The organism is Serratia plymuthica, assembly GCF_018336935.1.
Lineage (GTDB): Bacteria > Pseudomonadota > Gammaproteobacteria > Enterobacterales > Enterobacteriaceae > Serratia > Serratia plymuthica_B.
On record NZ_CP068771.1, the window covers coordinates 3,883,054 to 3,903,334 of the forward strand.

Here is a 20,281-nt window from a genome sequence, read left to right on the forward strand (position 1 = left end):
ATGGAAGGCTCGACGTTACTGACCGCAATTTTACTGTTCCTGTTTGCCGCCGTGGTCACGGTGCCAATCGCCCGCCGTTTGGGGATTGGCGCGGTGCTGGGCTATCTGATCGCCGGCATTGTCATTGGCCCCTGGGGGCTGGGCTTTATCCGCGACGTGGATGAGATCCTGCACTTTTCCGAACTGGGCGTGGTGTTTCTGATGTTTATCATCGGGCTGGAACTGAACCCGACCAAACTGTGGGAACTGCGGCGTTCGATATTCGGCGTTGGCGCCGGGCAGGTACTGATCACCGCCGCGGTGTTGGGGGTGTTGCTTTATCTGACGCATTTCGCCTGGCAGGCCGCCGTTATCGGCGGGATCGGGTTGGCGATGTCATCGACGGCGATGGCGTTGCAGCTGATGCGCGAGAAGGGCATGAACCGCAATGAAGGCGGCCAGTTAGGGTTCTCGGTGCTGCTGTTCCAGGATATGGCGGTGATCCCGGCGCTGGCGCTGATCCCTATCCTGGCGGGTGCCGGCGGCACCAGCGACGACTGGGCAAAAATCGCGATCAAGGTAGCGGCGTTCGGCGGCATGTTGATCGGCGGGCGTTTCCTGCTGCGGCCGTTGTTCCGCTATATCGCCTCTTCCGGGGTGCGCGAAATTTTCACCGCCGCCGCCCTGTTGGTGGTGTTGGGGGCGGCGTTGTTTATGGATACGCTCGGCCTGTCGATGGCGCTTGGCACCTTTATCGCCGGCGTGCTGTTGGCGGAGAGCGAATATCGCCATGAGCTGGAGATCGCCATCGAGCCGTTCAAGGGGCTGCTGCTGGGCCTGTTTTTTATCTCGGTGGGGATGGCGCTGAATATCGGCGTGCTCTATACCCATCTGGCCGAAGTATTGCTCGGCGTGGTGCTGCTGGTGGCGGTAAAGTCGGGGGTGCTGTACTCGCTGTCGCGCATCTTTGGCTTGCGCAGTTCGGTGCGTTTGCAGTTCGCCGGCGTGCTCAGCCAGGGCGGGGAGTTTGCCTTCGTGCTGTTCTCCGCCGCGGGCGCGCAGAAGGTGTTGCAGTCTGACCAACTCGCCTTGCTGTTGGTGGTGGTGACCTTGTCGATGATGACTACACCCCTGCTGATGCAGATTATCGATCGCATCCTGGCGCACCGGTATAACGCCAGGGGTGAAGACGAAGAAACGCCGTATGTGGAGGACGATGATCCGCAGGTGATCATTGTCGGTTTCGGGCGGTTTGGTCAGGTGATCGGCCGCCTGTTGATGGCCAACAAGATGCGCATTACCGTGTTGGAGCGCGATGTCAGCGCGGTCGGCGTGCTGCGTCGCTACGGCTATAAGGTGTATTACGGCGACGCCACCGAACTTGAGCTGCTGCGTGCGGCCGGCGCGGCGAAGGCCAAGTCGATTGTCATCACCTGCAATGAGCCGGAAGACACCATGGAGATCGTGCGCTTGTGCCAGCAGCACTTTCCGGAGTTGAGCATTCTGGCACGTGCGCGCGGTCGCGTGGAGGCGCACGAATTGCTGCAGGCTGGGGTCAAACAGTTCAGCCGCGAAACCTTCTCCAGCGCACTGGAGCTGGGACGCAAGGCCCTGATGGAGCTGGGTATGCATCCTCATCAGGCCTATCGCGCGCAGCAGCACTTCCGTCGGTTGGACATGCGCATGCTGCGTGAACTGATGCCGCCGCATCATGGCGATGTGGCGCAGATTTCCCGCGTGAAAGAGGCGCGGCGCGAGCTGGAGGAACTTTTCCATCGCGAAATGCAAAAAGAGAGTCGCCAGTTCGACGGCTGGGATGAATACGAATGATTTGGAGCACAGAAGATGTCCGCAACACGTAAAAGATTTATCGCCGGGGCGGTCTGCCCGAGCTGTAAGGCTATGGATACGCTGGCAGTTTGGCGCGAAGACCAGGTCGAAGTGGTGGAGTGCGTCAAGTGCGGTCATCACCAGCGACAGACTGAACAACAGGTAGAAAAGCATGTCCGGCCGCAGGAGCAGGTGATCGGTATTTTCCATCCGGAGTAGCGTTATCGGGCGCGTTTTTTTATGCTGAAGGGTACAGCGGGGCAGATTTCCGATACAATCTGTCCGGTAAAGGCGCAGCACCCGATGATGGGCTGCGTCCAAGTGTCCAACGGTAGGAGATATCATGAAAGTAGCAAAAGACTTGGTGGTCAGCCTGGCTTACCAAGTACGTACAGAAGACGGTGTTTTGGTTGATGAGTCTCCGGTGAGCGCGCCGCTGGACTATCTGCACGGGCATGGTTCTCTGATCGCAGGTCTGGAAAAAGCACTCGAAGGCCACGAGGCAGGCGATCGTTTTGACGTGAATGTTGGCGCTAACGATGCGTACGGCAACTACGACGAAAACCTGGTGCAACGCGTACCGAAAGACGTCTTTATGGGCGTTGACGAGTTGGAAGTCGGCATGCGTTTCCTGGCTGACACCGATCAGGGCCCGGTTCCGGTCGAAATCACCGAAGTGGACGGCGATCACGTCGTGGTTGACGGTAACCATATGCTGGCGGGTCAGAACCTGAACTTCAACGTGGAAGTTGTCGCGATCCGCGAAGCTACCGCTGAAGAACTGGCGCACGGTCACGTCCACGGCGAGCACGATCACCACCACGAGCACGGTGACGGTTGCTGCGGCGGCCATGGCCACGATCACGATCATGACCATGCGCATGACCAAGATCAGGCGAAGAAAGGCGGTTGCGGTAACGGCGGTTGCGGCTGCCACTAATCGCGGTGCAGCAATTGCAAAAAAGGGCGGCCATTGGCTGCCCTTTTTTATTGTTTTATCAATAATGCGGTGGCGGCGTTTCTTCCGATTGCGAGGCGATCATCGACGTTTGGGTCGAGCGCAGTTTATCGGTCAGAATGCGCAGGTGTTCCTGCAATTTCAGCATTTCAAGCTGGTGCTGCACCACGGTCTGGTTGAGTTCCTCGATGGTGACTTCCTGGAAAGCCTGGCGGCTCTCCAGCTCCTCCAGCCGCAGTAACAGGCTTTGGGTATCGGCGTTATGCATGATGCTACCTCTGAAGCGGGTTAATCCTGAATCTGACGCTATGTTAACAGCTGCCGTCGGCTTTGCGCTGCGCTATTTCACCCCTCTCAAAATAGGGGGTAGCCACAAGCGCCGAAACACTGTGTAAAGTGCTGAAAAATAGAGCGCTTATCTTGGCTGATTTTGTTACCGTTGATGGCGTGAATGAAAGAAAAATCTGATTTATCATACGGGTAGCACATTTAAGGAAACTTCTCTTTAAACCTGGAGTCACACTTTGACTCGATTGGTTACCTGTGTGACTGTTTTGTTTTCTTTCAGACAGCTATAGTAGCCCGGTTATCTTACTTAATGATTGTTTGGGGCACCGCTTCAGACACTGGAGAAATGGATGAAATCTTTGTTTAAAGTCACGCTTCTGGCAACCACCATGGCTTTTGCTCTGAATGCGACTCAGGTTATGGCTGCAGATGCGGCTAAACCGGCCGAAGCCGCTAAACCGGCGGACGCAGCTGCTGCAGCGCCAAGCACCGGCAAGTTCAAGAACGATGACGAGCAAGCGGCCTATGCCCTGGGCGCATCCCTGGGTCGTTATATGGACAACTCTCTGAAAGAACAAGAAAAACTGGGTATCAAACTGGATAAAGATCAGTTGATCTCAGGCGTTCAGGACGCGTTCGCCAACAAGAGCAAGTTGAACGATGCGGACATCGAAAAAACGCTGCAGAGCTTTGAAGCGCGTGTGAAGTCTTCCGCTCAGGCGAAGATGGAACAAGACGCTAAAGACAACGAAACCAAAGGCGCCAAGTACCGTGAGACCTTCGCCAAAGAAAAAGGCGTGAAGAAAACTGAATCCGGTTTGCTGTACAAGGTAGAGAAACCAGGTGCGGGTGAAGCGCCTAAAGACAGCGACACCGTGGTAGTGAACTACAAAGGTACCCTGACCGACGGCACCGAGTTTGACAACTCCTACACCCGCGGCGAGCCACTGTCGTTCCGCCTGGACGGCGTGATCCCAGGTTGGACTGAAGGCCTGAAACACCTCAAGAAAGGCGGCAAAATCAAGCTGGTAATCCCACCGGCGCTGGCCTACGGTAAAACCGGCGTTCCGGGTATTCCGGCTAACTCCACCCTGGTATTCGACGTTGAGCTGCTGGATGTGAAAGCTGCGCCGAAAGCAGACGCCAAGGCTGAAAAGCCGGCTGACGCAGCGGCTGACGCCAAAGCGCAATAAGCCTGTCTGATTACCCTCACCGCCGCGAATTTTTTCGCGGCGGTGTTCATTTCAGCCTCTCTGATGAATGCCCCATTACGCGTAACTTTTACTTTCCTCTCCCACTGTTTGCTTGACGCCTGCCTGGCATCGGGCTTAACGTCAATACCACGCGCAAACGCAAGGACTTTACTCTGGTAGTTTTGCTAGACTAATAATCCGGACTTATGAGTCATCCGTCTGCCCCTTAGGGCGTGTACCTAAAACTGTTCCCGGCCGCGTTGGCCTGCGGACGCCCGTCGTGCTGTTTCATGCTGATACCAGCCTGCCTGCCCTGTGGATCCTCAAGGGCATGCCGCCTGTGAAAAGGGAGCCTGCACGAGCCGTTTTAGCTGCGCCCCCTGGCACAGGCGATCTTTGAGGGTGGTATTTTCGATGTCTAATTCGCTTTTATCCAGCGAAGCCAGCGAACTTGATTTGCTGAATGAACGTCCGTTTAGCCAGACGGATCATGAAATCCTGAAGTCTTATGAAGCCGTGGTCGATGGCCTGGCGATGCTTATCGGCGGTCACTGCGAGATCGTGCTGCACGCGCTGGAAGATTTGAAATGCTCGGCGGTGCGTATCGCCAACGGCGAACATACCGGGCGGCAGATCGGTTCGCCAATCACCGACCTGGCGCTGCGCATGCTGCATGATATGGCAGGCGATGACAGCAGCGTGTCGAAGGCCTACTTCACCCGCGCCAAAAGCGGCGTGCTGATGAAATCGGTCACTATCGCCATCCGCAATCGCGAGCAGCGGGTGATCGGCCTGTTGTGCATCAACATGAACCTCGACGTGCCGTTCTCCCAGGTGATGCAAACGTTCATGCCGCCGGAAACCCAGGAAGTGGCCCCTTCAGTCAATTTTGCCTCTTCGGTGGACGATCTGGTGGCGCAGACGCTGGAGTTCACCATTGAGGAAGTTAATGCCGATCGTAATGTCGCCAACAACGCCAAAAATCGTCAGGTGGTGCTGAATCTTTATGAAAAAGGCATTTTTGATATCAAAGATGCGATTAATCAGGTGGCGGACCGCCTGAATATTTCCAAGCACACCGTGTATCTGTATATCCGCCAGTTCAAAAGCGGTGACCTGCTGGGAACCGAGCGCTGATGCTGGATTACTGCCTTTTGGTCACCGGCCCGGCGTACGGCACTCAACAGGCCAGCAGCGCCTATCAGTTCGCGCAAGCCCTGCTGGCGAAAGGGCATCGCCTCTCCAGCGTGTTTTTCTACCGTGAAGGGGTGCTGAACGCCAACCAACTGACATCGCCTGCCAGCGACGAGTTCGATCTGGTGCGCGGCTGGGCGCAACTGGCGCAGCAGCAGGGTATTGAGCTCAATGTTTGTGTGGCCGCAGCGCTGCGGCGCGGCGTGACCGATGAACAGGAAGCCGCGCAGCAGGGGCTGGAAACAGCTAATCTGCAACCTGGCTTTACCCTTAGCGGGTTGGGTTCGTTGGCTGAGGCGGCGCTAAGTTGTGACCGTCTGGTGCAGTTCTGAGAGAATTATGAAACGAGTCGCTTTTGTTTTTACCCAAGGCCCGCACGGTAGCGCCGGCGGCAGGGAAGGGCTGGATGCGTTGTTGGCGACTTCGGCGCTGAGCGAAGATCTGGGCGTGTTTTTTATCGGCGATGGCGTATTGCAGCTCTTGCCGGGGCAGCAGCCGGAAAAAATTTTGGCGCGCAATTATATCGCCACCTTTGGCGTGTTGCCGCTGTATGACGTCGAGCGGTGTTATCTGTGCCAGGCATCTTTGCAGGAGCGCGGCCTGAGCCAGGTTACCGACTGGGTGCTGGAGGCCGAGGTGCTGGCCCCGGATGCGTTGCGCCAACAATTGGCCGGTTATGACACGGTAATGACTTTTTAGGACATTCGGATGCTGTATACCCTTAGCCACTCTCCCGCTCAATGCGATTTGCCTGCGCTGTTGCGCCTGACCGCACAAGGCGACGATCTGCTGCTGCTGCAGGATGGCGTACTGGCCGGGCTGGCCGGAAGCGTACACCTTGAATTGCTGCTCAATGCCCCCATATCACTTTATGCGCTGAAGGACGACCTGGAAGCCAGAGGTCTTGTTGGTCATTTTTCACACAAAATCACGGTCATCGGCTATAATCACTTCGTTGAATTAACCGAAAAACATCGCAGCCAAATGGCTTGGTGATGAGAGTGATGTTGTATATTTCTTGACACCTCTACCACTCAGCCATAAAATTCTGCGGCCTCGTACTTTGCCAGTAGTGCATACGAGGGGATTTATCACATGTTTACGAAGCAACAAACGAAGCAAAACCAGGAGCTTTTTTAATGGCAACAATTAATCAGCTGGTTCGCAAACCACGCTCTGTGAAGGCTGCTAAAAGCAACGTTCCAGCGCTGGAAGCTTGCCCGCAGAAACGTGGTGTATGTACCCGCGTATATACCACCACCCCGAAAAAACCAAACTCCGCGCTGCGTAAAGTATGCCGTGTGCGTTTGACTAACGGTTTCGAAGTGACTTCCTACATCGGTGGTGAAGGTCACAACCTGCAGGAACACTCCGTGATCCTGATCCGTGGCGGTCGTGTTAAAGACTTGCCAGGTGTGCGTTACCACACCGTCCGTGGTGCACTTGACTGCTCCGGTGTTAAAGACCGTAAGCAAGCTCGTTCCAAGTACGGCGTGAAGAAGCCAAAGGCTTAATGGTTCTCCGTTAAGTAAGGCCAAACATTTTCACTTTAATGTCAAAATAAACTCGTAGAGTTTTGGACAATCCTGAATTAACAACGGAGTATTTCCATGCCACGTCGTCGCGTAATAGGCCAACGTAAAATCCTGCCAGATCCTAAGTTCGGATCCGAGCTGTTGGCTAAATTTGTAAATATCCTGATGGTAGACGGTAAAAAATCTACTGCAGAAGCTATCGTGTATACCGCGCTGGAGACCCTGGCTCAGCGTTCTGGTAAAAATCACCTGGAAGCTTTCGAAGTAGCTCTCGACAACGTTCGCCCGACTGTAGAAGTTAAGTCGCGCCGCGTTGGTGGTTCTACTTATCAGGTACCAGTTGAAGTCCGCCCGGTCCGTCGTAATGCTTTGGCAATGCGTTGGATCGTTGATGCTGCTCGTAAACGCGGTGATAAATCCATGGCTCTGCGCTTGGCGAACGAACTTTCTGATGCAGTTGAGAACAAAGGTTCTGCTGTTAAGAAACGTGAAGACGTTCACCGTATGGCAGAAGCCAACAAGGCGTTCGCCCACTACCGCTGGTAATTGCCACGCAGTAGTTATGCTAACCAAGCGGGCGCTTCAAGAAGCCAACCCGCTTGGGTTAACCGAACTTGAACGCCTAAGGCAATAGAGGAATCAAATGGCTCGTACAACACCCATTGAGCGCTATCGTAACATCGGTATCAGCGCTCACATCGACGCCGGTAAGACGACCACTACCGAACGTATTCTGTTCTACACCGGTGTAAACCACAAAATCGGTGAAGTTCATGATGGCGCTGCCACCATGGACTGGATGGAGCAGGAGCAGGAGCGTGGTATTACCATCACTTCTGCAGCGACTACCGCTTTCTGGTCTGGTATGGCCAAGCAGTTTGAGCCGCACCGCGTAAACATCATCGACACCCCAGGGCACGTTGACTTCACCATCGAAGTAGAACGTTCCATGCGTGTTCTTGATGGCGCAGTAATGGTTTACTGTGCTGTTGGTGGCGTTCAGCCACAGTCTGAAACCGTATGGCGTCAGGCTAACAAATACAAAGTTCCACGCATCGCGTTCGTTAACAAAATGGACCGCATGGGTGCTAACTTCCTGAAAGTTGTTGGTCAGATCAAATCTCGTCTGGGCGCGAATCCAGTGCCATTGCAGCTGGCTATCGGCGCAGAAGAGAAATTCACCGGTATCGTTGACCTGGTGAAAATGAAAGCAGTCAACTGGAACGATGCTGACCAGGGCGTGACCTTCGAATACGAAGAGATCCCTGCGGACATGCAAGCTCTGGCCGAAGAATGGCACCAGAACCTGGTTGAATCTGCCGCTGAAGCTTCAGACGAGCTGATGGAAAAATACCTGGGCGGCGAAGAGCTGACCGAGGAAGAAATCAAGACCGCTCTGCGTCAGCGCGTGCTGAACAACGAGATTATCCTGGTTACCTGTGGTTCTGCCTTTAAAAACAAAGGCGTGCAGGCAATGTTGGATGCGGTTATCGAATATCTGCCGGCACCAACTGACGTTCCTGCAATCAACGGTATCCTGGACGACGGTAAAGATACGCCGGCTGAGCGTCATGCTAACGATGATGAGCCATTTGCTGCACTGGCGTTCAAAATTGCTACCGACCCATTCGTGGGTAACCTGACGTTCTTCCGCGTGTACTCCGGTATCGTTAACTCCGGTGACACCGTGTTGAACTCAGTGAAGGCTGCACGTGAGCGTCTGGGCCGTATCGTTCAGATGCACGCTAACAAGCGTGAAGAGATCAAAGAAGTTCGTGCGGGCGACATCGCTGCTGCGATCGGTCTGAAAGACGTGACTACCGGTGACACTCTGTGTGATCCAAACCACGTGATCATTCTGGAGCGTATGGAGTTCCCTGAGCCGGTAATCTCCGTTGCAGTTGAACCAAAAACCAAAGCTGACCAAGAAAAAATGGGTCTGGCTCTGGGCCGTCTGGCGAAGGAAGATCCATCATTCCGCGTATGGACTGACGAAGAATCTGGTCAGACTATCATCGCAGGTATGGGTGAACTTCACCTGGATATCCTGGTTGACCGTATGCGTCGTGAATTTAACGTTGAAGCGAACGTGGGTAAACCACAAGTTGCTTACCGTGAAGCGATTCGTGCAAAAGTTACCGATATCGAAGGTAAACACGCCAAGCAGTCTGGTGGTCGTGGTCAGTATGGCCATGTCGTTATCGACATGTACCCGCTGGAGCCGGGCTCAAATCCGAAAGGCTACGAGTTCATCAATGACATTAAAGGTGGTGTGATCCCAACGGAATACATCCCTGCCATTGATAAAGGTCTCCAGGAACAGCTTAAGTCTGGTCCACTGGCCGGTTATCCGGTTGTTGATCTCGGTGTGCGTCTGCATTTCGGTTCTTTCCACGATGTTGACTCCTCCGAATTGGCGTTTAAACTGGCTGCGTCTATCGCCTTTAAAGATGGCTTTAAGAAAGCGAAACCTGTTTTGCTTGAGCCGATTATGAAGGTTGAAGTTGAAACGCCGGAAGAGAACACCGGTGACGTCATCGGTGACCTTAGCCGTCGTCGTGGTCAACTGAAAGGTCAGGAATCCAACGCTACTGGCGTTCAGATTCACGCTGAAGTTCCGTTGTCCGAGATGTTCGGCTACGCAACTCAACTGCGTTCTCTGACCAAAGGCCGTGCTTCTTACTCCATGGAGTTCTTGAAGTACGATGATGCGCCGAACAACGTCGCTCAGGCCGTTATCGAAGCCCGTGGTAAATAAGCTGTCGGGTTTAACACATTGATCAGTGCTCTCTCCATGAGGAGAGAGCATAAGAGTAAGGAATATAGCCGTGTCTAAAGAAAAATTTGAACGTTCCAAACCGCACGTTAACGTTGGTACTATCGGCCACGTTGACCACGGTAAAACTACCCTGACTGCAGCAATCACTACCGTTCTGGCTAAAACCTACGGCGGTTCTGCACGTGCTTTCGACCAGATCGATAACGCGCCAGAAGAAAAAGCTCGTGGTATCACCATCAACACTTCTCACGTTGAGTATGACACCCCAAGCCGTCACTACGCGCACGTTGACTGCCCAGGGCACGCCGACTACGTTAAAAACATGATCACCGGTGCTGCTCAGATGGACGGCGCTATCCTGGTTGTTGCTGCGACTGACGGCCCAATGCCTCAGACCCGTGAGCACATCCTGCTGGGTCGTCAGGTTGGCGTTCCTTTCATCATCGTATTCATGAACAAATGCGACATGGTTGATGATGAAGAGCTGCTGGAACTGGTAGAAATGGAAGTTCGTGAACTTCTGTCTGCTTACGACTTCCCTGGTGATGACCTGCCGGTTGTTCGTGGTTCAGCGCTGAAAGCACTGGAAGGCGAGCCAGAGTGGGAAGCTAAAATCATCGAGCTGGCCGGTTTCCTGGATTCTTACATCCCAGAACCAGAGCGTGCTATCGACAAGCCGTTCCTGCTGCCAATCGAAGACGTATTCTCCATCTCCGGTCGTGGTACCGTTGTTACCGGTCGTGTTGAGCGCGGTATCGTTAAAGTTGGCGAAGAAGTTGAAATCGTGGGTATCAAAGACACCGTTAAGTCTACCTGTACCGGCGTTGAAATGTTCCGCAAACTGCTGGACGAAGGCCGTGCTGGTGAGAACGTGGGTGTTCTGCTGCGTGGTATCAAGCGTGAAGATATCGAACGTGGTCAGGTACTGGCTAAACCAGGTTCAATCAAGCCGCACACCAAGTTTGACTCAGAAGTGTACATCCTGAGCAAAGAAGAAGGTGGTCGTCATACTCCATTCTTCAAAGGCTACCGTCCACAGTTCTACTTCCGTACAACTGACGTGACCGGTACCATCGAACTGCCAGAAGGCGTTGAGATGGTAATGCCAGGCGACAACGTGAACATGGTTGTTACCCTGATCCACCCAATCGCGATGGACGACGGCCTGCGTTTCGCAATCCGTGAAGGCGGCCGTACTGTTGGCGCTGGTGTTGTTGCTAAAGTTATCGCTTAATCGCGAATAATTTTTCGACACAAAAAGAGGGCACTTCGGTGCCCTTTTTTTATGCAATTCGTTCAAATCTTAATTGAAATAAAAAGCATTACTATTTAGACTTATGGAATTGGTTAAGAAGTGAGTCTCTCTATGTATGTATGCCTATGTAATGCCGTGACTGACAAAGCAATCCGTAAAGTCGTGCGTCAGCACAACCCTCATACCATGAAGCAACTGCGTGAATTAGTGCCGATTGGTACCGACTGCGGGAAGTGCATTCGACAGGCAAGACAGATTATGGTGGAGGAGCGCGGAACCATTATCCTTATGCACGAAGTCGCCTAACTAAAGGTAAGGTTATTTTTTGACTCTTGGCTGCCAGCTTCTACACTTTCAGAACTGGCCAGGAGGAGTTACCTATGAAAGGCGATAAAAAGATCATTGCTCACCTCAACAAACTGCTCGGCAACGAGCTGGTTGCCATCAATCAATATTTCCTGCACGCCCGAATGTTCAAAAACTGGGGCTTAATGCGCCTTAATGACAAGGAATATCACGAGTCGATCGACGAAATGAAGCATGCCGATCGCTACATCGAGCGCATTTTATTCCTTGAAGGTCTGCCGAATTTACAAGATCTTGGCAAACTGAATATCGGCGAAGATATCGAAGAAATGCTGCGTTCCGACCTGGCCCTGGAGTTGGATGGCGCCAAGAATTTGCGTGAAGCCATCGCCTACGCCGACTCGATCCATGACTACGTCAGCCGTGATTTGATGATAGAGATCCTGGCAGATGAAGAAGGGCATATCGACTGGCTGGAAACTGAGCTGGATTTGATTGCGCGTCTGGGGATTCAGAATTACGCGCAGGCCCAGGTACTGGAACGCAAAGACTAGTCTCCCTATCCTTCCCACTCCTCGCCGGCAGCTATTTTATAGACGCCGTAGGGGAGTTGCGGGCAAGCGCTCGCCTACCTGCATAATCCGACCTCCCTGAATCGCTTTTCGTCGTCGAAGGCGCAAATCGGTAAAAAATGTCGATATCCTGAGCATATTTCCATCTGCGGCTTGCTTCCCGTTCTGTTTTGCGTATAATGCGCGGGCTTACCTAATCTTGGTAAGCCTGATTTTAGCGAATCAGTCGATAGGCAGGACTTTCTGCTCATCGAACAATACTCCCGATATGGGGGTTATATGTTGACGATTACACTCCCCCATCAATCGAAATGGGTGTGAGGAGTAATTATTTACGTTTATAAATAATTGGAGCTCTGGTCTCATGCAGAACCAAAGAATCCGTATCCGCCTGAAAGCGTTTGATCATCGTCTTATCGATCAATCAACCGCGGAAATCGTCGAGACTGCCAAGCGCACTGGTGCGCAAGTCCGTGGTCCGATCCCGCTGCCAACTCGCAAAGAGCGCTTTACCGTTCTGATCTCTCCGCACGTTAACAAAGACGCGCGTGATCAGTACGAGATCCGCACTCACAAGCGTCTGGTTGACATCGTTGAGCCAACCGAGAAAACCGTTGATGCTCTGATGCGTCTGGATCTGGCTGCCGGTGTAGACGTGCAGATCAGCCTGGGTTAATCAGGTCATTGAGCGATTGAGAGGTTGAAACAATGATTGGTTTAGTCGGTAAAAAAGTGGGTATGACTCGTATCTTCACTGAAGATGGCGTTTCTATCCCAGTAACCGTGATTGAAATTGAAGCGAACCGCGTGACTCAGGTTAAAGACCTGGCTAACGACGGATACCGTGCCGTTCAGGTCACCACTGGTAGCAAAAAAGCTAACCGTGTGACCAAACCGGAAGCGGGTCATTTCGCTAAAGCTGGCGTTGAAGCTGGCCGTGGTCTGTGGGAATTCCGCCTTGCAGAAGGTGAAGAGTTCACTGCAGGTCAAAACATCAGCGTAGAAATCTTCGCTGACGTTAAAAAAGTCGATGTTACCGGTACTTCTAAAGGTAAAGGTTTTGCTGGCACTGTAAAGCGCTGGAACTTCCGTACCCAAGACGCTACCCACGGTAACTCCTTGTCTCACCGCGTTCCGGGTTCTATCGGTCAGAACCAGACTCCGGGCAAAGTGTTCAAAGGCAAGAAAATGGCTGGCCACCTGGGTGACGAGCGTGTAACCGTTCAAAGCCTGGACGTAGTACGTGTTGACGCTGAGCGCAACCTGCTGCTGGTTAAGGGTGCTGTACCGGGCGCAACCGGTGGCAACCTGATCGTTAAACCAGCTGTGAAGGCGTAAGGGGATAGCAATGGAATTAGTATTGAAAGACGCGCAAAGCGCGCTGACTGTTTCCGAAACTACCTTCGGTCGTGATTTCAACGAAGCGCTGGTACACCAGGTTGTTGTTGCTTATGCAGCAGGTGCCCGTCAAGGTACCCGTGCTCAGAAGACCCGTGCTGAAGTGACTGGTTCCGGTAAAAAACCGTGGCGCCAGAAAGGTACCGGCCGTGCGCGTTCAGGTTCTGTAAAGAGCCCGATCTGGCGTTCAGGCGGCGTGACCTTTGCTGCTAAACCGCAGGACCACAGTCAGAAAGTAAACAAAAAGATGTACCGCGGCGCGCTGAAAAGCATCCTGTCCGAACTGGTACGTCAAGATCGTCTGATCGTTGTCGAGAAGTTCTCTGTAGAAGCGCCTAAAACTAAGCTGCTGGCACAGAAACTGAAAGATATGGCTCTGGAAGATGTGCTGATCGTGACCGGTGAACTGGATGAGAATCTGTTCCTGGCAGCTCGCAACCTGTACAAGGTTGACGTGCGCGATGTAGCTGGTATCGACCCGGTTAGCCTGATCGCCTTCGACAAAGTGGTTATGACTGCTGATGCTGTGAAGCAAGTTGAGGAGATGCTGGCATGATCCGTGAAGAACGTTTGCTGAAAGTGCTGCGTGCACCGCACGTATCTGAAAAAGCATCCGCTGCGATGGAAAAAAGCAACACCATCGTTCTCAAAGTTGCCAAAGACGCGACCAAAGCAGAAATCAAAGCTGCAGTGCAGAAACTGTTTGAAGTCGAAGTCGAAGACGTGAACACCCTGGTAGTTAAAGGGAAAGTGAAACGTCACGGTCAGCGTGTTGGTCGTCGTAGCGACTGGAAAAAAGCTTACGTCACCCTGAAAGAAGGCCAGAACCTGGACTTCATCGGCGGCGCAGAGTAAGTCGGAGGAGTAAGAACAATGGCAATTGTTAAATGTAAACCTACATCTCCGGGTCGTCGCCACGTTGTTAAAGTGGTTAACCCTGAGCTGCACAAGGGTAAACCTTATGCCCCGCTGCTTGAGAAACTGAGCAAAAGCGGTGGTCGTAACAACAATGGCCGTATCACCACCCGTCATATCGGTGGTGGCCACAAGCAACATTATCGTCTGGTTGACTTCAAACGCAACAAAGATGGTATTCCTGCTGTGGTTGAGCGTCTGGAGTACGATCCGAACCGTTCCGCGAACATCGCGCTGGTTCTGTACAAAGACGGCGAACGCCGTTACATCCTGGCGCCGAAAGGCCTGAAAGCTGGTGACCAGATTCAATCTGGCGTTGATGCTGCAATCAAAGCGGGTAACACCCTGCCTATGCGCAACATCCCGGTTGGTTCAACGGTTCACAACGTAGAAATGAAACCAGGTAAAGGCGGCCAGTTGGCTCGTTCTGCTGGTGCCTACGTTCAGATCGTTGCTCGTGACGGTTCCTACGTAACTCTGCGTCTGCGCTCAGGCGAAATGCGTAAAGTTCCAGTTGATTGCCGCGCCACCCTGGGTGAAGTCGGTAACGCTGAACATATGCTTCGCGTTCTGGGTAAAGCAGGTGCTGCACGTTGGCGTGGTGTTCGTCCTACCGTTCGCGGTACGGCGATGAACCCGGTAGATCACCCGCACGGTGGTGGTGAAGGTCGTAACTTTGGTAAGCACCCGGTAACTCCGTGGGGCGTTCAGACCAAAGGTAAGAAGACCCGTAGCAACAAGCGTACTGATAAGTTCATCGTACGTCGCCGTAGCAAAAAATAATTAGAGGATAAGCCATGCCACGTTCTCTCAAGAAAGGTCCTTTTATTGACCTGCACTTGCTGAAGAAGGTAGAGAAAGCGGTGGAAAGCGGTGACAAGAAGCCTTTGCGCACTTGGTCCCGTCGTTCAACGATCTTTCCTAACATGATCGGTTTGACCATCGCTGTCCATAATGGTCGTCAGCACGTACCAGTGTTCGTTTCCGATGAAATGGTCGGTCACAAACTGGGTGAATTCGCGCCGACTCGTACTTATCGCGGCCATGCGGCTGATAAAAAAGCTAAAAAGCGCTAAGGTAGGAGGAAGAGATGGAAACTATCGCTAAACATCGCCACGCTCGTTCTTCTGCTCAGAAGGTTCGCCTTGTTGCAGACCTGATCCGCGGTAAGAAAGTGTCGCAAGCTCTGGAAACTCTTAACTACACCAACAAGAAAGCTGCTGATTTGGTTAAGAAAGTGCTGGAGTCTGCCATTGCTAACGCAGAACACAACGATGGCGCTGACATCGATGATCTGAAAGTCACGAAAATCTTCGTAGACGAAGGCCCAAGCATGAAGCGCATTATGCCGCGTGCAAAAGGTCGTGCAGATCGCATCCTGAAGCGCACCAGCCACATTACTGTGGTTGTGTCCGATCGCTGAGACTCTGGAGACTAGCAATGGGTCAGAAAGTACATCCTAATGGTATTCGCCTGGGTATTGTCAAACCTTGGAACTCTACTTGGTATGCGAATACCAAAGAATTCGCTGACAACCTGGACAGCGACTTTAAAGTTCGTCAATTCCTGACTAAGGAACTGGCGAAAGCTTCCGTTTCTCGCATCGTTATCGAGCGTCCTGCGAAGAGCATCCGTGTGACTATTCACACTGCTCGTCCAGGCATCGTTATCGGCAAGAAAGGTGAAGATGTCGAAAAACTGCGTAAGGTCGTAGCGGATATCGCTGGCGTTCCTGCACAGATTAACATCGCCGAAGTCCGTAAACCGGAACTTGACGCTAAATTGGTTGCTGACAGCATCACTTCCCAGCTGGAACGTCGCGTTATGTTCCGTCGTGCTATGAAGCGTGCTGTACAGAACGCAATGCGTCTTGGCGCTAAAGGTATCAAAGTTGAAGTAAGCGGCCGTCTTGGCGGTGCTGAAATCGCGCGTACCGAATGGTACCGTGAAGGTCGTGTTCCGTTGCACACACTGCGTGCGGATATCGATTACAACACATCTGAAGCGCACACCACTTATGGTGTAATCGGCGTTAAGGTATGGATCTTCAAAGGTGAGATCCTGGGTGGTATGGCTGCAGTTGAACAACCGGAACCGGCTGCTCAACCTAAAAAGCAGCAGCGTAAAGGCCGCAAGTAAGGAGAGTCGCTGATGTTACAACCAAAGCGTACAAAATTCCGTAAGATGCACAAAGGCCGCAACCGTGGTCTGGCGCAGGGTACGGATGTTAGCTTCGGCACTTTCGGTCTGAAAGCTGTTGGCCGTGGCCGTCTGACTGCTCGTCAAATCGAAGCAGCTCGTCGTGCAATGACTCGTGCAGTTAAGCGTCAAGGTAAAATCTGGATCCGTGTATTCCCGGACAAACCGATTACCGAGAAGCCGCTCGAAGTGCGTATGGGTAAAGGTAAGGGTAACGTAGAGTATTGGGTTGCCCTGATCCAACCTGGTAAGGTCCTGTACGAAATGGACGGTGTGCCAGAAGAGGTCGCCCGTGAGGCATTCAAGCTCGCTGCAGCTAAATTGCCGATCAAAACCACCTTTGTAACTAAGACGGTGATGTAATGAAAGCACAAGAGCTGCGTGAAAAAAGCGTTGAAGAGCTGAACACTGAGCTGCTCAACCTGCTGCGTGAGCAATTTAACTTGCGCATGCAGGCGGCAAGTGGCCAGCTGCAACAAACTCACCTGTTGAAACAAGTGCGTCGTAACGTCGCACGCGTTAAGACTTTACTGACTGAAAAGGCGGGTGTGTAAATGACTGATATTAACCGTACTCTGCAGGGTCGTGTTATTAGTGACAAAATGGAGAAATCCTTGGTTGTTGCTATCGAGCGCACGGTGAAGCACCCAATCTACGGGAAATTCATCAAGCGTACGACCAAGCTGCACGTACATGACGAGAACAACGAATGTGGTATCGGTGACGTGGTAGAAATCCGCGAATGCCGTCCACTGTCTAAGACTAAGTCTTGGACGTTGGTTCGCGTTGTAGAGAAAGCGATTCTGTAATAGAGTAGCTGCCTCTAACTTAATAAACGGCTCAAAAAATGAGCCGTTTATTTTTTCTACCCATACTTTGGAAGCGGTGTTATAATGCTGCGCCCTCGGTTATGGGGCTTTTCAACGACCTAGTAATAGGTCCTAAAGTTGTAGTTGACATTAGCGGAGCACTAACATGATCCAAGAACAGACTATGCTGAACGTGGCCGACAACTCCGGTGCACGTCGCGTAATGTGTATCAAGGTTCTAGGTGGCTCGCACCGTCGCTACGCAGGCATCGGCGACGTCATCAAAATTACCATCAAGGAAGCAATTCCTCGCGGTAAGGTGAAGAAAGGCGATGTGCTGAAGGCGGTAGTGGTGCGCACCAAGAAGGGTGTACGTCGCCCGGACGGTTCTGTCATTCGCTTCGATGGTAATGCATGCGTTATTTTAAACAATAACAGCGAGCAACCTATCGGTACGCGTATTTTTGGGCCGGTAACTCGTGAACTGCGTAATGAGAAGTTCATGAAAATTATCTCTCTGGCACCAGAAGTACTCTAAGGAGCGAACCATGGCAGCGAAAATCCGTCGTGATGACGAAGTTATCGTGCTTACCGGGAAAGACAAAGGTAAACGCGGTAAAGTAAAAAATGTCTTGTCTGCTGGCAAGGTCATTGTTGAAGGTATCAACCTGGTTAAGAAACATCAGAAGCCGGTTCCGGCCCTGAACCAACCAGGTGGCATTGTTGAAAAAGAAGCTGCTATTCAGGTTTCTAACATTGCTCTCTTCAACACGGCTACCGGTAAGGCTGACCGTGTAGGCTTTAGATTCGAAGACGGCAAAAAAGTCCGTTTCTTCAAGTCTAACAGCGTAACTATCAAGTAATTTGGAGTAATACGATGGCGAAACTGCATGATTACTACAAAGACGAGGTAGTCAAACAACTGATGTCTCAGTTTGATTACAATTCTGTCATGCAAGTCCCTCGGGTCGAGAAGATCACCCTGAATATGGGTGTTGGTGAAGCGATCGCTGACAAGAAACTGCTGGATAACGCAGCAGCCGATTTGGCAGCAATCTCCGGTCAAAAGCCGTTCATCACCAAAGCACGCAAATCTGTTGCAGGCTTCAAAATCCGCCAGGGCTATCCGATCGGCTGTAAAGTAACTCTGCGTGGCGAACGCATGTGGGAGTTCTTTGAGCGTCTGATTTCCATTGCTGTTCCACGTATCCGAGACTTCCGTGGCTTGTCCGCTAAGTCATTCGATGGCCGTGGTAACTACAGCATGGGTGTGCGTGAGCAAATCATCTTCCCAGAAATCGACTACGACAAAGTCGATCGTGTTCGTGGCTTGGATATTACCATTACCACTACTGCGAAATCTGATGATGAAGGCCGCGCACTGTTGGCTGCTTTTAACTTCCCGTTCCGCAAGTAAGGCAGGGTTACTGATGGCTAAGCAATCAATGAAAGCACGCGAAGTCGTTCGCGTGAAACTGGCTGACAAGTACCGCGCTAAACGCGAGGAATTGAAAGCTATCATTTCTGGTGTGAACTCATCCGACGAAGATCGTTGGGATGCTGTTCTCAAGCTGCAAACTCTGCCGCGTGATTCCAGCCCGTCTCGTCAGCGTAAACGCTGCCGCCAAACTGGCCGTCCACATGGTTATGTGGGCAAATTCGGGTTGAGCCGTATCAAGCTACGTGAAGCCGCTATGCGCGGTGAAGTACCAGGCTTGAAAAAGGCTAGCTGGTAATTACCAATTGAATCACGGGAGTAAAGACAGATGAGCATGCAAGATCCGATCGCGGATATGCTGACCCGTATCCGTAACGGTCAAGCCGCGAACAAAGTTGCGGTCACCATGCCTTCCTCCAAGCTGAAAGTGGCAATTGCCAACGTGCTGAAGGAAGAAGGTTTTATTGAAGATTTCAAAATCGAAGGCGACACCAAGCCTGTACTGGAATTGGTACTGAAGTACTTCCAGGAAAAGGCAGTGGTAGAAAGCATTCAGCGAATCAGCCGTCCAGGTCTGCGCATCTATAAGAAAAAAGATGAGCTGCCTAAAGTTATGGCCGGTTTGGGTATTGCTGTTATTTCTACCTCTAAAGGTGTTATGACCGATCGTGCAGCTCGCCAAGCTGGTCTTGGTGGCGAGATTATCTGCTACGTAGCTTAATTCGGGAGGAAAGAATGTCTCGTGTTGCAAAAGCACCCGTCGTCATTCCTGCCGGCGTAGAGGTAAAACTCAACGGTCAGGTTATTTCGATTAAGGGTAAGAACGGCGAGCTGACTCGTACTGTCCACGACGCCGTTGAAGTGAAGCAAGAAGCTAACGCACTGACTTTCGCTCCACGCGAAGGTTTTGCTAACGCATGGGCCCAAGCGGGTACTACGCGCGCTCTGCTGAACGCAATGGTAGTTGGTGTTACCGACGGCTTCACCAAAAAGCTTCAACTGGTAGGTGTTGGTTATCGTGCTGCTGTTAAAGGCAACGTGGTGAATTTAGCCCTGGGCTTCTCTCACCCTGTCGATCACCAGCTGCCAGCAGGTATTACTGCTGAATGCCCTAGCCAAACTGAAATCGTGCTGAAAGGCGCTGATAAACAAGTTATTGGCCAGGTTGCTGCAGATCTGCGTGCCTACCGCCGTCCTGAGCCTTACAAAGGCAAGGGTGTCCGTTACGCCGACGAAGTCGTGCGTACCAAAGAGGCTAAGAAGAAGTAAGGTAACACTATGGATAAGAAATCTGCTCGTATCCGTCGTGCGACCCGCGCACGCCGTAAGCTCAAAGAACTGGGTGCAACCCGCCTGGTGGTACATCGTACCCCGCGTCACATTTACGCACAGGTAATTGCTCCAAATGGTTCTGAAGTACTGGTAGCAGCTTCTACTTTAGAAAAAGCTATCACTGAGCAACTGAAGTATTCCGGTAACAAAGACGCAGCAGCTGCCGTAGGTAAAACTCTGGCTGAGCGCGCGTTGGAAAAAGGGATCTCTAAAGTATCCTTTGACCGTTCCGGTTTCCAATATCATGGTCGAGTCCAGGCACTGGCAGATGCTGCCCGTGAAGCTGGCCTTCAGTTCTAAG

At 52.2% G+C, this 20,281-nt stretch carries 33 protein-coding genes; 32 read left to right on the top strand and 1 reads right to left on the bottom strand.

The features are described from left to right. From kefB to slyD, 3 genes are all read left to right on the top strand, one after another. Nucleotides 1-1,809 carry a glutathione-regulated potassium-efflux system protein KefB gene (gene kefB / locus JK621_RS18045; protein ID WP_212557083.1) on the top strand — a complete coding sequence of 603 codons (1,809 nt, stop codon included), beginning with the start codon at nucleotides 1-3 and terminating at the stop codon, nucleotides 1,807-1,809. Nucleotides 1,810-1,824: 15 nt separating this feature from the next. Further along, entirely contained in the window at nucleotides 1,825-2,028 is a 204-nt protein-coding gene (locus tag JK621_RS18050; RefSeq protein WP_004951224.1) for a YheV family putative zinc ribbon protein, read from the top strand. Between the two features lie 124 nt (nucleotides 2,029-2,152). Continuing rightward, nucleotides 2,153-2,749, top strand: coding sequence for a peptidylprolyl isomerase (slyD, locus tag JK621_RS18055; protein WP_006318995.1), 597 nt, complete (start codon nucleotides 2,153-2,155; stop codon nucleotides 2,747-2,749). 58 nt (nucleotides 2,750-2,807) lie between these two features. Here slyD and JK621_RS18060 read toward each other — a convergent pair whose 3' ends face one another. Beyond that, nucleotides 2,808-3,035, bottom strand: coding sequence for a SlyX family protein (locus JK621_RS18060; RefSeq protein WP_212557084.1), 228 nt, complete (start codon nucleotides 3,033-3,035; stop codon nucleotides 2,808-2,810). Between the two features lie 370 nt (nucleotides 3,036-3,405). Between JK621_RS18060 and fkpA the strand changes: the two genes are divergently transcribed. From fkpA to rplR, 29 genes are all read left to right on the top strand, one after another. Next, a complete protein-coding gene (gene fkpA / locus JK621_RS18065) occupies nucleotides 3,406-4,248 on the top strand; it encodes an FKBP-type peptidyl-prolyl cis-trans isomerase (protein WP_126485701.1) in 843 nt (280 codons plus the stop codon). Nucleotides 4,249-4,662: 414 nt separating this feature from the next. Continuing rightward, nucleotides 4,663-5,385 carry a helix-turn-helix transcriptional regulator gene (locus JK621_RS18070; protein ID WP_006318988.1) on the top strand — a complete coding sequence of 241 codons (723 nt, stop codon included), beginning with the start codon at nucleotides 4,663-4,665 and terminating at the stop codon, nucleotides 5,383-5,385. Next, on the top strand, nucleotides 5,385-5,774 hold the full coding sequence (gene tusD / locus JK621_RS18075) for a sulfurtransferase complex subunit TusD (protein ID WP_432761914.1): 390 nt from the start codon (nucleotides 5,385-5,387) through the stop codon (nucleotides 5,772-5,774). The genes JK621_RS18070 and tusD overlap by 1 nt, the downstream gene beginning before the upstream one ends. A gap of 7 nt (nucleotides 5,775-5,781) precedes the next feature. After that, nucleotides 5,782-6,141, top strand: a complete 360-nt coding sequence (gene tusC, locus JK621_RS18080; protein ID WP_212557085.1) for a sulfurtransferase complex subunit TusC — start codon at nucleotides 5,782-5,784, stop codon at nucleotides 6,139-6,141. A 9-nt stretch (nucleotides 6,142-6,150) separates the two neighbouring features. Then, nucleotides 6,151-6,438: a sulfurtransferase complex subunit TusB gene (gene tusB, locus JK621_RS18085; RefSeq protein WP_212557086.1), complete on the top strand. Its 288-nt coding sequence runs from the start codon at nucleotides 6,151-6,153 to the stop codon at nucleotides 6,436-6,438. Nucleotides 6,439-6,581: 143 nt separating this feature from the next. Next, nucleotides 6,582-6,956, top strand: coding sequence for a 30S ribosomal protein S12 (rpsL, locus tag JK621_RS18090; protein WP_004930426.1), 375 nt, complete (start codon nucleotides 6,582-6,584; stop codon nucleotides 6,954-6,956). 96 nt (nucleotides 6,957-7,052) lie between these two features. Further along, complete coding sequence (gene rpsG / locus JK621_RS18095; protein WP_004951199.1) at nucleotides 7,053-7,523, top strand: 30S ribosomal protein S7; 471 nt, start codon at nucleotides 7,053-7,055, stop codon at nucleotides 7,521-7,523. Nucleotides 7,524-7,620: 97 nt separating this feature from the next. Next, a complete protein-coding gene (gene fusA, locus JK621_RS18100; protein WP_212557087.1) occupies nucleotides 7,621-9,735 on the top strand; it encodes an elongation factor G in 2,115 nt (704 codons plus the stop codon). A 70-nt stretch (nucleotides 9,736-9,805) separates the two neighbouring features. Continuing rightward, entirely contained in the window at nucleotides 9,806-10,990 is a 1,185-nt protein-coding gene (gene tuf / locus JK621_RS18105) for an elongation factor Tu (RefSeq protein ID WP_013811124.1), read from the top strand. 132 nt (nucleotides 10,991-11,122) lie between these two features. Continuing rightward, on the top strand, nucleotides 11,123-11,317 hold the full coding sequence (bfd, locus tag JK621_RS18110) for a bacterioferritin-associated ferredoxin (RefSeq protein WP_212557088.1): 195 nt from the start codon (nucleotides 11,123-11,125) through the stop codon (nucleotides 11,315-11,317). A gap of 74 nt (nucleotides 11,318-11,391) precedes the next feature. Beyond that, complete coding sequence (gene bfr / locus JK621_RS18115) at nucleotides 11,392-11,871, top strand: bacterioferritin (protein ID WP_004951186.1); 480 nt, start codon at nucleotides 11,392-11,394, stop codon at nucleotides 11,869-11,871. A 382-nt stretch (nucleotides 11,872-12,253) separates the two neighbouring features. After that, a complete protein-coding gene (gene rpsJ, locus JK621_RS18120; RefSeq protein ID WP_001181005.1) occupies nucleotides 12,254-12,565 on the top strand; it encodes a 30S ribosomal protein S10 in 312 nt (103 codons plus the stop codon). Nucleotides 12,566-12,597: 32 nt separating this feature from the next. After that, nucleotides 12,598-13,227: a 50S ribosomal protein L3 gene (rplC, locus tag JK621_RS18125; RefSeq protein WP_004951181.1), complete on the top strand. Its 630-nt coding sequence runs from the start codon at nucleotides 12,598-12,600 to the stop codon at nucleotides 13,225-13,227. Between the two features lie 10 nt (nucleotides 13,228-13,237). Beyond that, on the top strand, nucleotides 13,238-13,843 hold the full coding sequence (rplD, locus tag JK621_RS18130; protein ID WP_004929779.1) for a 50S ribosomal protein L4: 606 nt from the start codon (nucleotides 13,238-13,240) through the stop codon (nucleotides 13,841-13,843). Beyond that, on the top strand, nucleotides 13,840-14,142 hold the full coding sequence (gene rplW, locus JK621_RS18135; protein WP_004951179.1) for a 50S ribosomal protein L23: 303 nt from the start codon (nucleotides 13,840-13,842) through the stop codon (nucleotides 14,140-14,142). Before rplD ends, rplW begins: the two co-directional genes overlap by 4 nt. 18 nt (nucleotides 14,143-14,160) lie before the next feature. Beyond that, entirely contained in the window at nucleotides 14,161-14,985 is an 825-nt protein-coding gene (gene rplB / locus JK621_RS18140) for a 50S ribosomal protein L2 (RefSeq protein ID WP_024912205.1), read from the top strand. Between the two features lie 14 nt (nucleotides 14,986-14,999). Beyond that, nucleotides 15,000-15,278: a 30S ribosomal protein S19 gene (rpsS, locus tag JK621_RS18145; protein WP_004929772.1), complete on the top strand. Its 279-nt coding sequence runs from the start codon at nucleotides 15,000-15,002 to the stop codon at nucleotides 15,276-15,278. 14 nt (nucleotides 15,279-15,292) lie between these two features. After that, nucleotides 15,293-15,625: a 50S ribosomal protein L22 gene (rplV, locus tag JK621_RS18150; RefSeq protein WP_212557089.1), complete on the top strand. Its 333-nt coding sequence runs from the start codon at nucleotides 15,293-15,295 to the stop codon at nucleotides 15,623-15,625. Nucleotides 15,626-15,642: 17 nt separating this feature from the next. Next, entirely contained in the window at nucleotides 15,643-16,341 is a 699-nt protein-coding gene (gene rpsC / locus JK621_RS18155) for a 30S ribosomal protein S3 (protein WP_004956187.1), read from the top strand. 12 nt (nucleotides 16,342-16,353) lie between these two features. After that, nucleotides 16,354-16,764 (top strand): 50S ribosomal protein L16, encoded by a 411-nt coding sequence (rplP, locus tag JK621_RS18160; RefSeq protein ID WP_004951171.1) that lies wholly within the window; start codon nucleotides 16,354-16,356, stop codon nucleotides 16,762-16,764. Beyond that, the gene (rpmC, locus tag JK621_RS18165; protein WP_004951169.1) at nucleotides 16,764-16,955 is read left to right on the top strand and encodes a 50S ribosomal protein L29; all 192 of its coding nucleotides are present in this window, start codon (nucleotides 16,764-16,766) and stop codon (nucleotides 16,953-16,955) included. Before rplP ends, rpmC begins: the two co-directional genes overlap by 1 nt. Beyond that, nucleotides 16,956-17,210 carry a 30S ribosomal protein S17 gene (rpsQ, locus tag JK621_RS18170; protein ID WP_004951166.1) on the top strand — a complete coding sequence of 85 codons (255 nt, stop codon included), beginning with the start codon at nucleotides 16,956-16,958 and terminating at the stop codon, nucleotides 17,208-17,210. A 166-nt stretch (nucleotides 17,211-17,376) separates the two neighbouring features. Continuing rightward, the gene (rplN, locus tag JK621_RS18175) at nucleotides 17,377-17,748 is read left to right on the top strand and encodes a 50S ribosomal protein L14 (protein WP_020837240.1); all 372 of its coding nucleotides are present in this window, start codon (nucleotides 17,377-17,379) and stop codon (nucleotides 17,746-17,748) included. 10 nt (nucleotides 17,749-17,758) lie between these two features. After that, nucleotides 17,759-18,073 (top strand): 50S ribosomal protein L24, encoded by a 315-nt coding sequence (gene rplX / locus JK621_RS18180; RefSeq protein ID WP_126485691.1) that lies wholly within the window; start codon nucleotides 17,759-17,761, stop codon nucleotides 18,071-18,073. Between the two features lie 14 nt (nucleotides 18,074-18,087). Further along, entirely contained in the window at nucleotides 18,088-18,627 is a 540-nt protein-coding gene (gene rplE, locus JK621_RS18185; protein WP_004951155.1) for a 50S ribosomal protein L5, read from the top strand. 13 nt (nucleotides 18,628-18,640) lie between these two features. Then, nucleotides 18,641-18,946 carry a 30S ribosomal protein S14 gene (rpsN, locus tag JK621_RS18190; protein ID WP_037425862.1) on the top strand — a complete coding sequence of 102 codons (306 nt, stop codon included), beginning with the start codon at nucleotides 18,641-18,643 and terminating at the stop codon, nucleotides 18,944-18,946. A gap of 30 nt (nucleotides 18,947-18,976) precedes the next feature. Continuing rightward, nucleotides 18,977-19,369 carry a 30S ribosomal protein S8 gene (gene rpsH / locus JK621_RS18195; RefSeq protein ID WP_065506711.1) on the top strand — a complete coding sequence of 131 codons (393 nt, stop codon included), beginning with the start codon at nucleotides 18,977-18,979 and terminating at the stop codon, nucleotides 19,367-19,369. A 14-nt stretch (nucleotides 19,370-19,383) separates the two neighbouring features. Further along, nucleotides 19,384-19,917 carry a 50S ribosomal protein L6 gene (rplF, locus tag JK621_RS18200; RefSeq protein WP_065506710.1) on the top strand — a complete coding sequence of 178 codons (534 nt, stop codon included), beginning with the start codon at nucleotides 19,384-19,386 and terminating at the stop codon, nucleotides 19,915-19,917. Between the two features lie 9 nt (nucleotides 19,918-19,926). Then, complete coding sequence (gene rplR / locus JK621_RS18205) at nucleotides 19,927-20,280, top strand: 50S ribosomal protein L18 (protein ID WP_020837234.1); 354 nt, start codon at nucleotides 19,927-19,929, stop codon at nucleotides 20,278-20,280. Nucleotide 20,281 lies beyond the last annotated feature (1 nt).

What these genes read in the sequence shown, in the direction of transcription:
- kefB (WP_212557083.1), top strand. Translation starts at nt 1, where the DNA reads ATGGAAGGCTCGACGTTACTGACCGCAATTTTACTGTTCCTGTTTGCC.
- JK621_RS18050 (WP_004951224.1), top strand. Translation starts at nt 1,825, where the DNA reads ATGTCCGCAACACGTAAAAGATTTATCGCCGGGGCGGTCTGCCCGAGC.
- slyD (WP_006318995.1), top strand. Translation starts at nt 2,153, where the DNA reads ATGAAAGTAGCAAAAGACTTGGTGGTCAGCCTGGCTTACCAAGTACGT.
- JK621_RS18060 (WP_212557084.1), bottom strand. Translation starts at nt 3,035, where the DNA reads ATGCATAACGCCGATACCCAAAGCCTGTTACTGCGGCTGGAGGAGCTG.
- fkpA (WP_126485701.1), top strand. Translation starts at nt 3,406, where the DNA reads ATGAAATCTTTGTTTAAAGTCACGCTTCTGGCAACCACCATGGCTTTT.
- JK621_RS18070 (WP_006318988.1), top strand. Translation starts at nt 4,663, where the DNA reads ATGTCTAATTCGCTTTTATCCAGCGAAGCCAGCGAACTTGATTTGCTG.
- tusD (WP_432761914.1), top strand. Translation starts at nt 5,385, where the DNA reads ATGCTGGATTACTGCCTTTTGGTCACCGGCCCGGCGTACGGCACTCAA.
- tusC (WP_212557085.1), top strand. Translation starts at nt 5,782, where the DNA reads ATGAAACGAGTCGCTTTTGTTTTTACCCAAGGCCCGCACGGTAGCGCC.
- tusB (WP_212557086.1), top strand. Translation starts at nt 6,151, where the DNA reads ATGCTGTATACCCTTAGCCACTCTCCCGCTCAATGCGATTTGCCTGCG.
- rpsL (WP_004930426.1), top strand. Translation starts at nt 6,582, where the DNA reads ATGGCAACAATTAATCAGCTGGTTCGCAAACCACGCTCTGTGAAGGCT.
- rpsG (WP_004951199.1), top strand. Translation starts at nt 7,053, where the DNA reads ATGCCACGTCGTCGCGTAATAGGCCAACGTAAAATCCTGCCAGATCCT.
- fusA (WP_212557087.1), top strand. Translation starts at nt 7,621, where the DNA reads ATGGCTCGTACAACACCCATTGAGCGCTATCGTAACATCGGTATCAGC.
- bfd (WP_212557088.1), top strand. Translation starts at nt 11,123, where the DNA reads ATGTATGTATGCCTATGTAATGCCGTGACTGACAAAGCAATCCGTAAA.
- bfr (WP_004951186.1), top strand. Translation starts at nt 11,392, where the DNA reads ATGAAAGGCGATAAAAAGATCATTGCTCACCTCAACAAACTGCTCGGC.
- rpsJ (WP_001181005.1), top strand. Translation starts at nt 12,254, where the DNA reads ATGCAGAACCAAAGAATCCGTATCCGCCTGAAAGCGTTTGATCATCGT.
- rplC (WP_004951181.1), top strand. Translation starts at nt 12,598, where the DNA reads ATGATTGGTTTAGTCGGTAAAAAAGTGGGTATGACTCGTATCTTCACT.
- rplD (WP_004929779.1), top strand. Translation starts at nt 13,238, where the DNA reads ATGGAATTAGTATTGAAAGACGCGCAAAGCGCGCTGACTGTTTCCGAA.
- rplW (WP_004951179.1), top strand. Translation starts at nt 13,840, where the DNA reads ATGATCCGTGAAGAACGTTTGCTGAAAGTGCTGCGTGCACCGCACGTA.
- rplB (WP_024912205.1), top strand. Translation starts at nt 14,161, where the DNA reads ATGGCAATTGTTAAATGTAAACCTACATCTCCGGGTCGTCGCCACGTT.
- rpsS (WP_004929772.1), top strand. Translation starts at nt 15,000, where the DNA reads ATGCCACGTTCTCTCAAGAAAGGTCCTTTTATTGACCTGCACTTGCTG.
- rplV (WP_212557089.1), top strand. Translation starts at nt 15,293, where the DNA reads ATGGAAACTATCGCTAAACATCGCCACGCTCGTTCTTCTGCTCAGAAG.
- rpsC (WP_004956187.1), top strand. Translation starts at nt 15,643, where the DNA reads ATGGGTCAGAAAGTACATCCTAATGGTATTCGCCTGGGTATTGTCAAA.
- rplP (WP_004951171.1), top strand. Translation starts at nt 16,354, where the DNA reads ATGTTACAACCAAAGCGTACAAAATTCCGTAAGATGCACAAAGGCCGC.
- rpmC (WP_004951169.1), top strand. Translation starts at nt 16,764, where the DNA reads ATGAAAGCACAAGAGCTGCGTGAAAAAAGCGTTGAAGAGCTGAACACT.
- rpsQ (WP_004951166.1), top strand. Translation starts at nt 16,956, where the DNA reads ATGACTGATATTAACCGTACTCTGCAGGGTCGTGTTATTAGTGACAAA.
- rplN (WP_020837240.1), top strand. Translation starts at nt 17,377, where the DNA reads ATGATCCAAGAACAGACTATGCTGAACGTGGCCGACAACTCCGGTGCA.
- rplX (WP_126485691.1), top strand. Translation starts at nt 17,759, where the DNA reads ATGGCAGCGAAAATCCGTCGTGATGACGAAGTTATCGTGCTTACCGGG.
- rplE (WP_004951155.1), top strand. Translation starts at nt 18,088, where the DNA reads ATGGCGAAACTGCATGATTACTACAAAGACGAGGTAGTCAAACAACTG.
- rpsN (WP_037425862.1), top strand. Translation starts at nt 18,641, where the DNA reads ATGGCTAAGCAATCAATGAAAGCACGCGAAGTCGTTCGCGTGAAACTG.
- rpsH (WP_065506711.1), top strand. Translation starts at nt 18,977, where the DNA reads ATGAGCATGCAAGATCCGATCGCGGATATGCTGACCCGTATCCGTAAC.
- rplF (WP_065506710.1), top strand. Translation starts at nt 19,384, where the DNA reads ATGTCTCGTGTTGCAAAAGCACCCGTCGTCATTCCTGCCGGCGTAGAG.
- rplR (WP_020837234.1), top strand. Translation starts at nt 19,927, where the DNA reads ATGGATAAGAAATCTGCTCGTATCCGTCGTGCGACCCGCGCACGCCGT.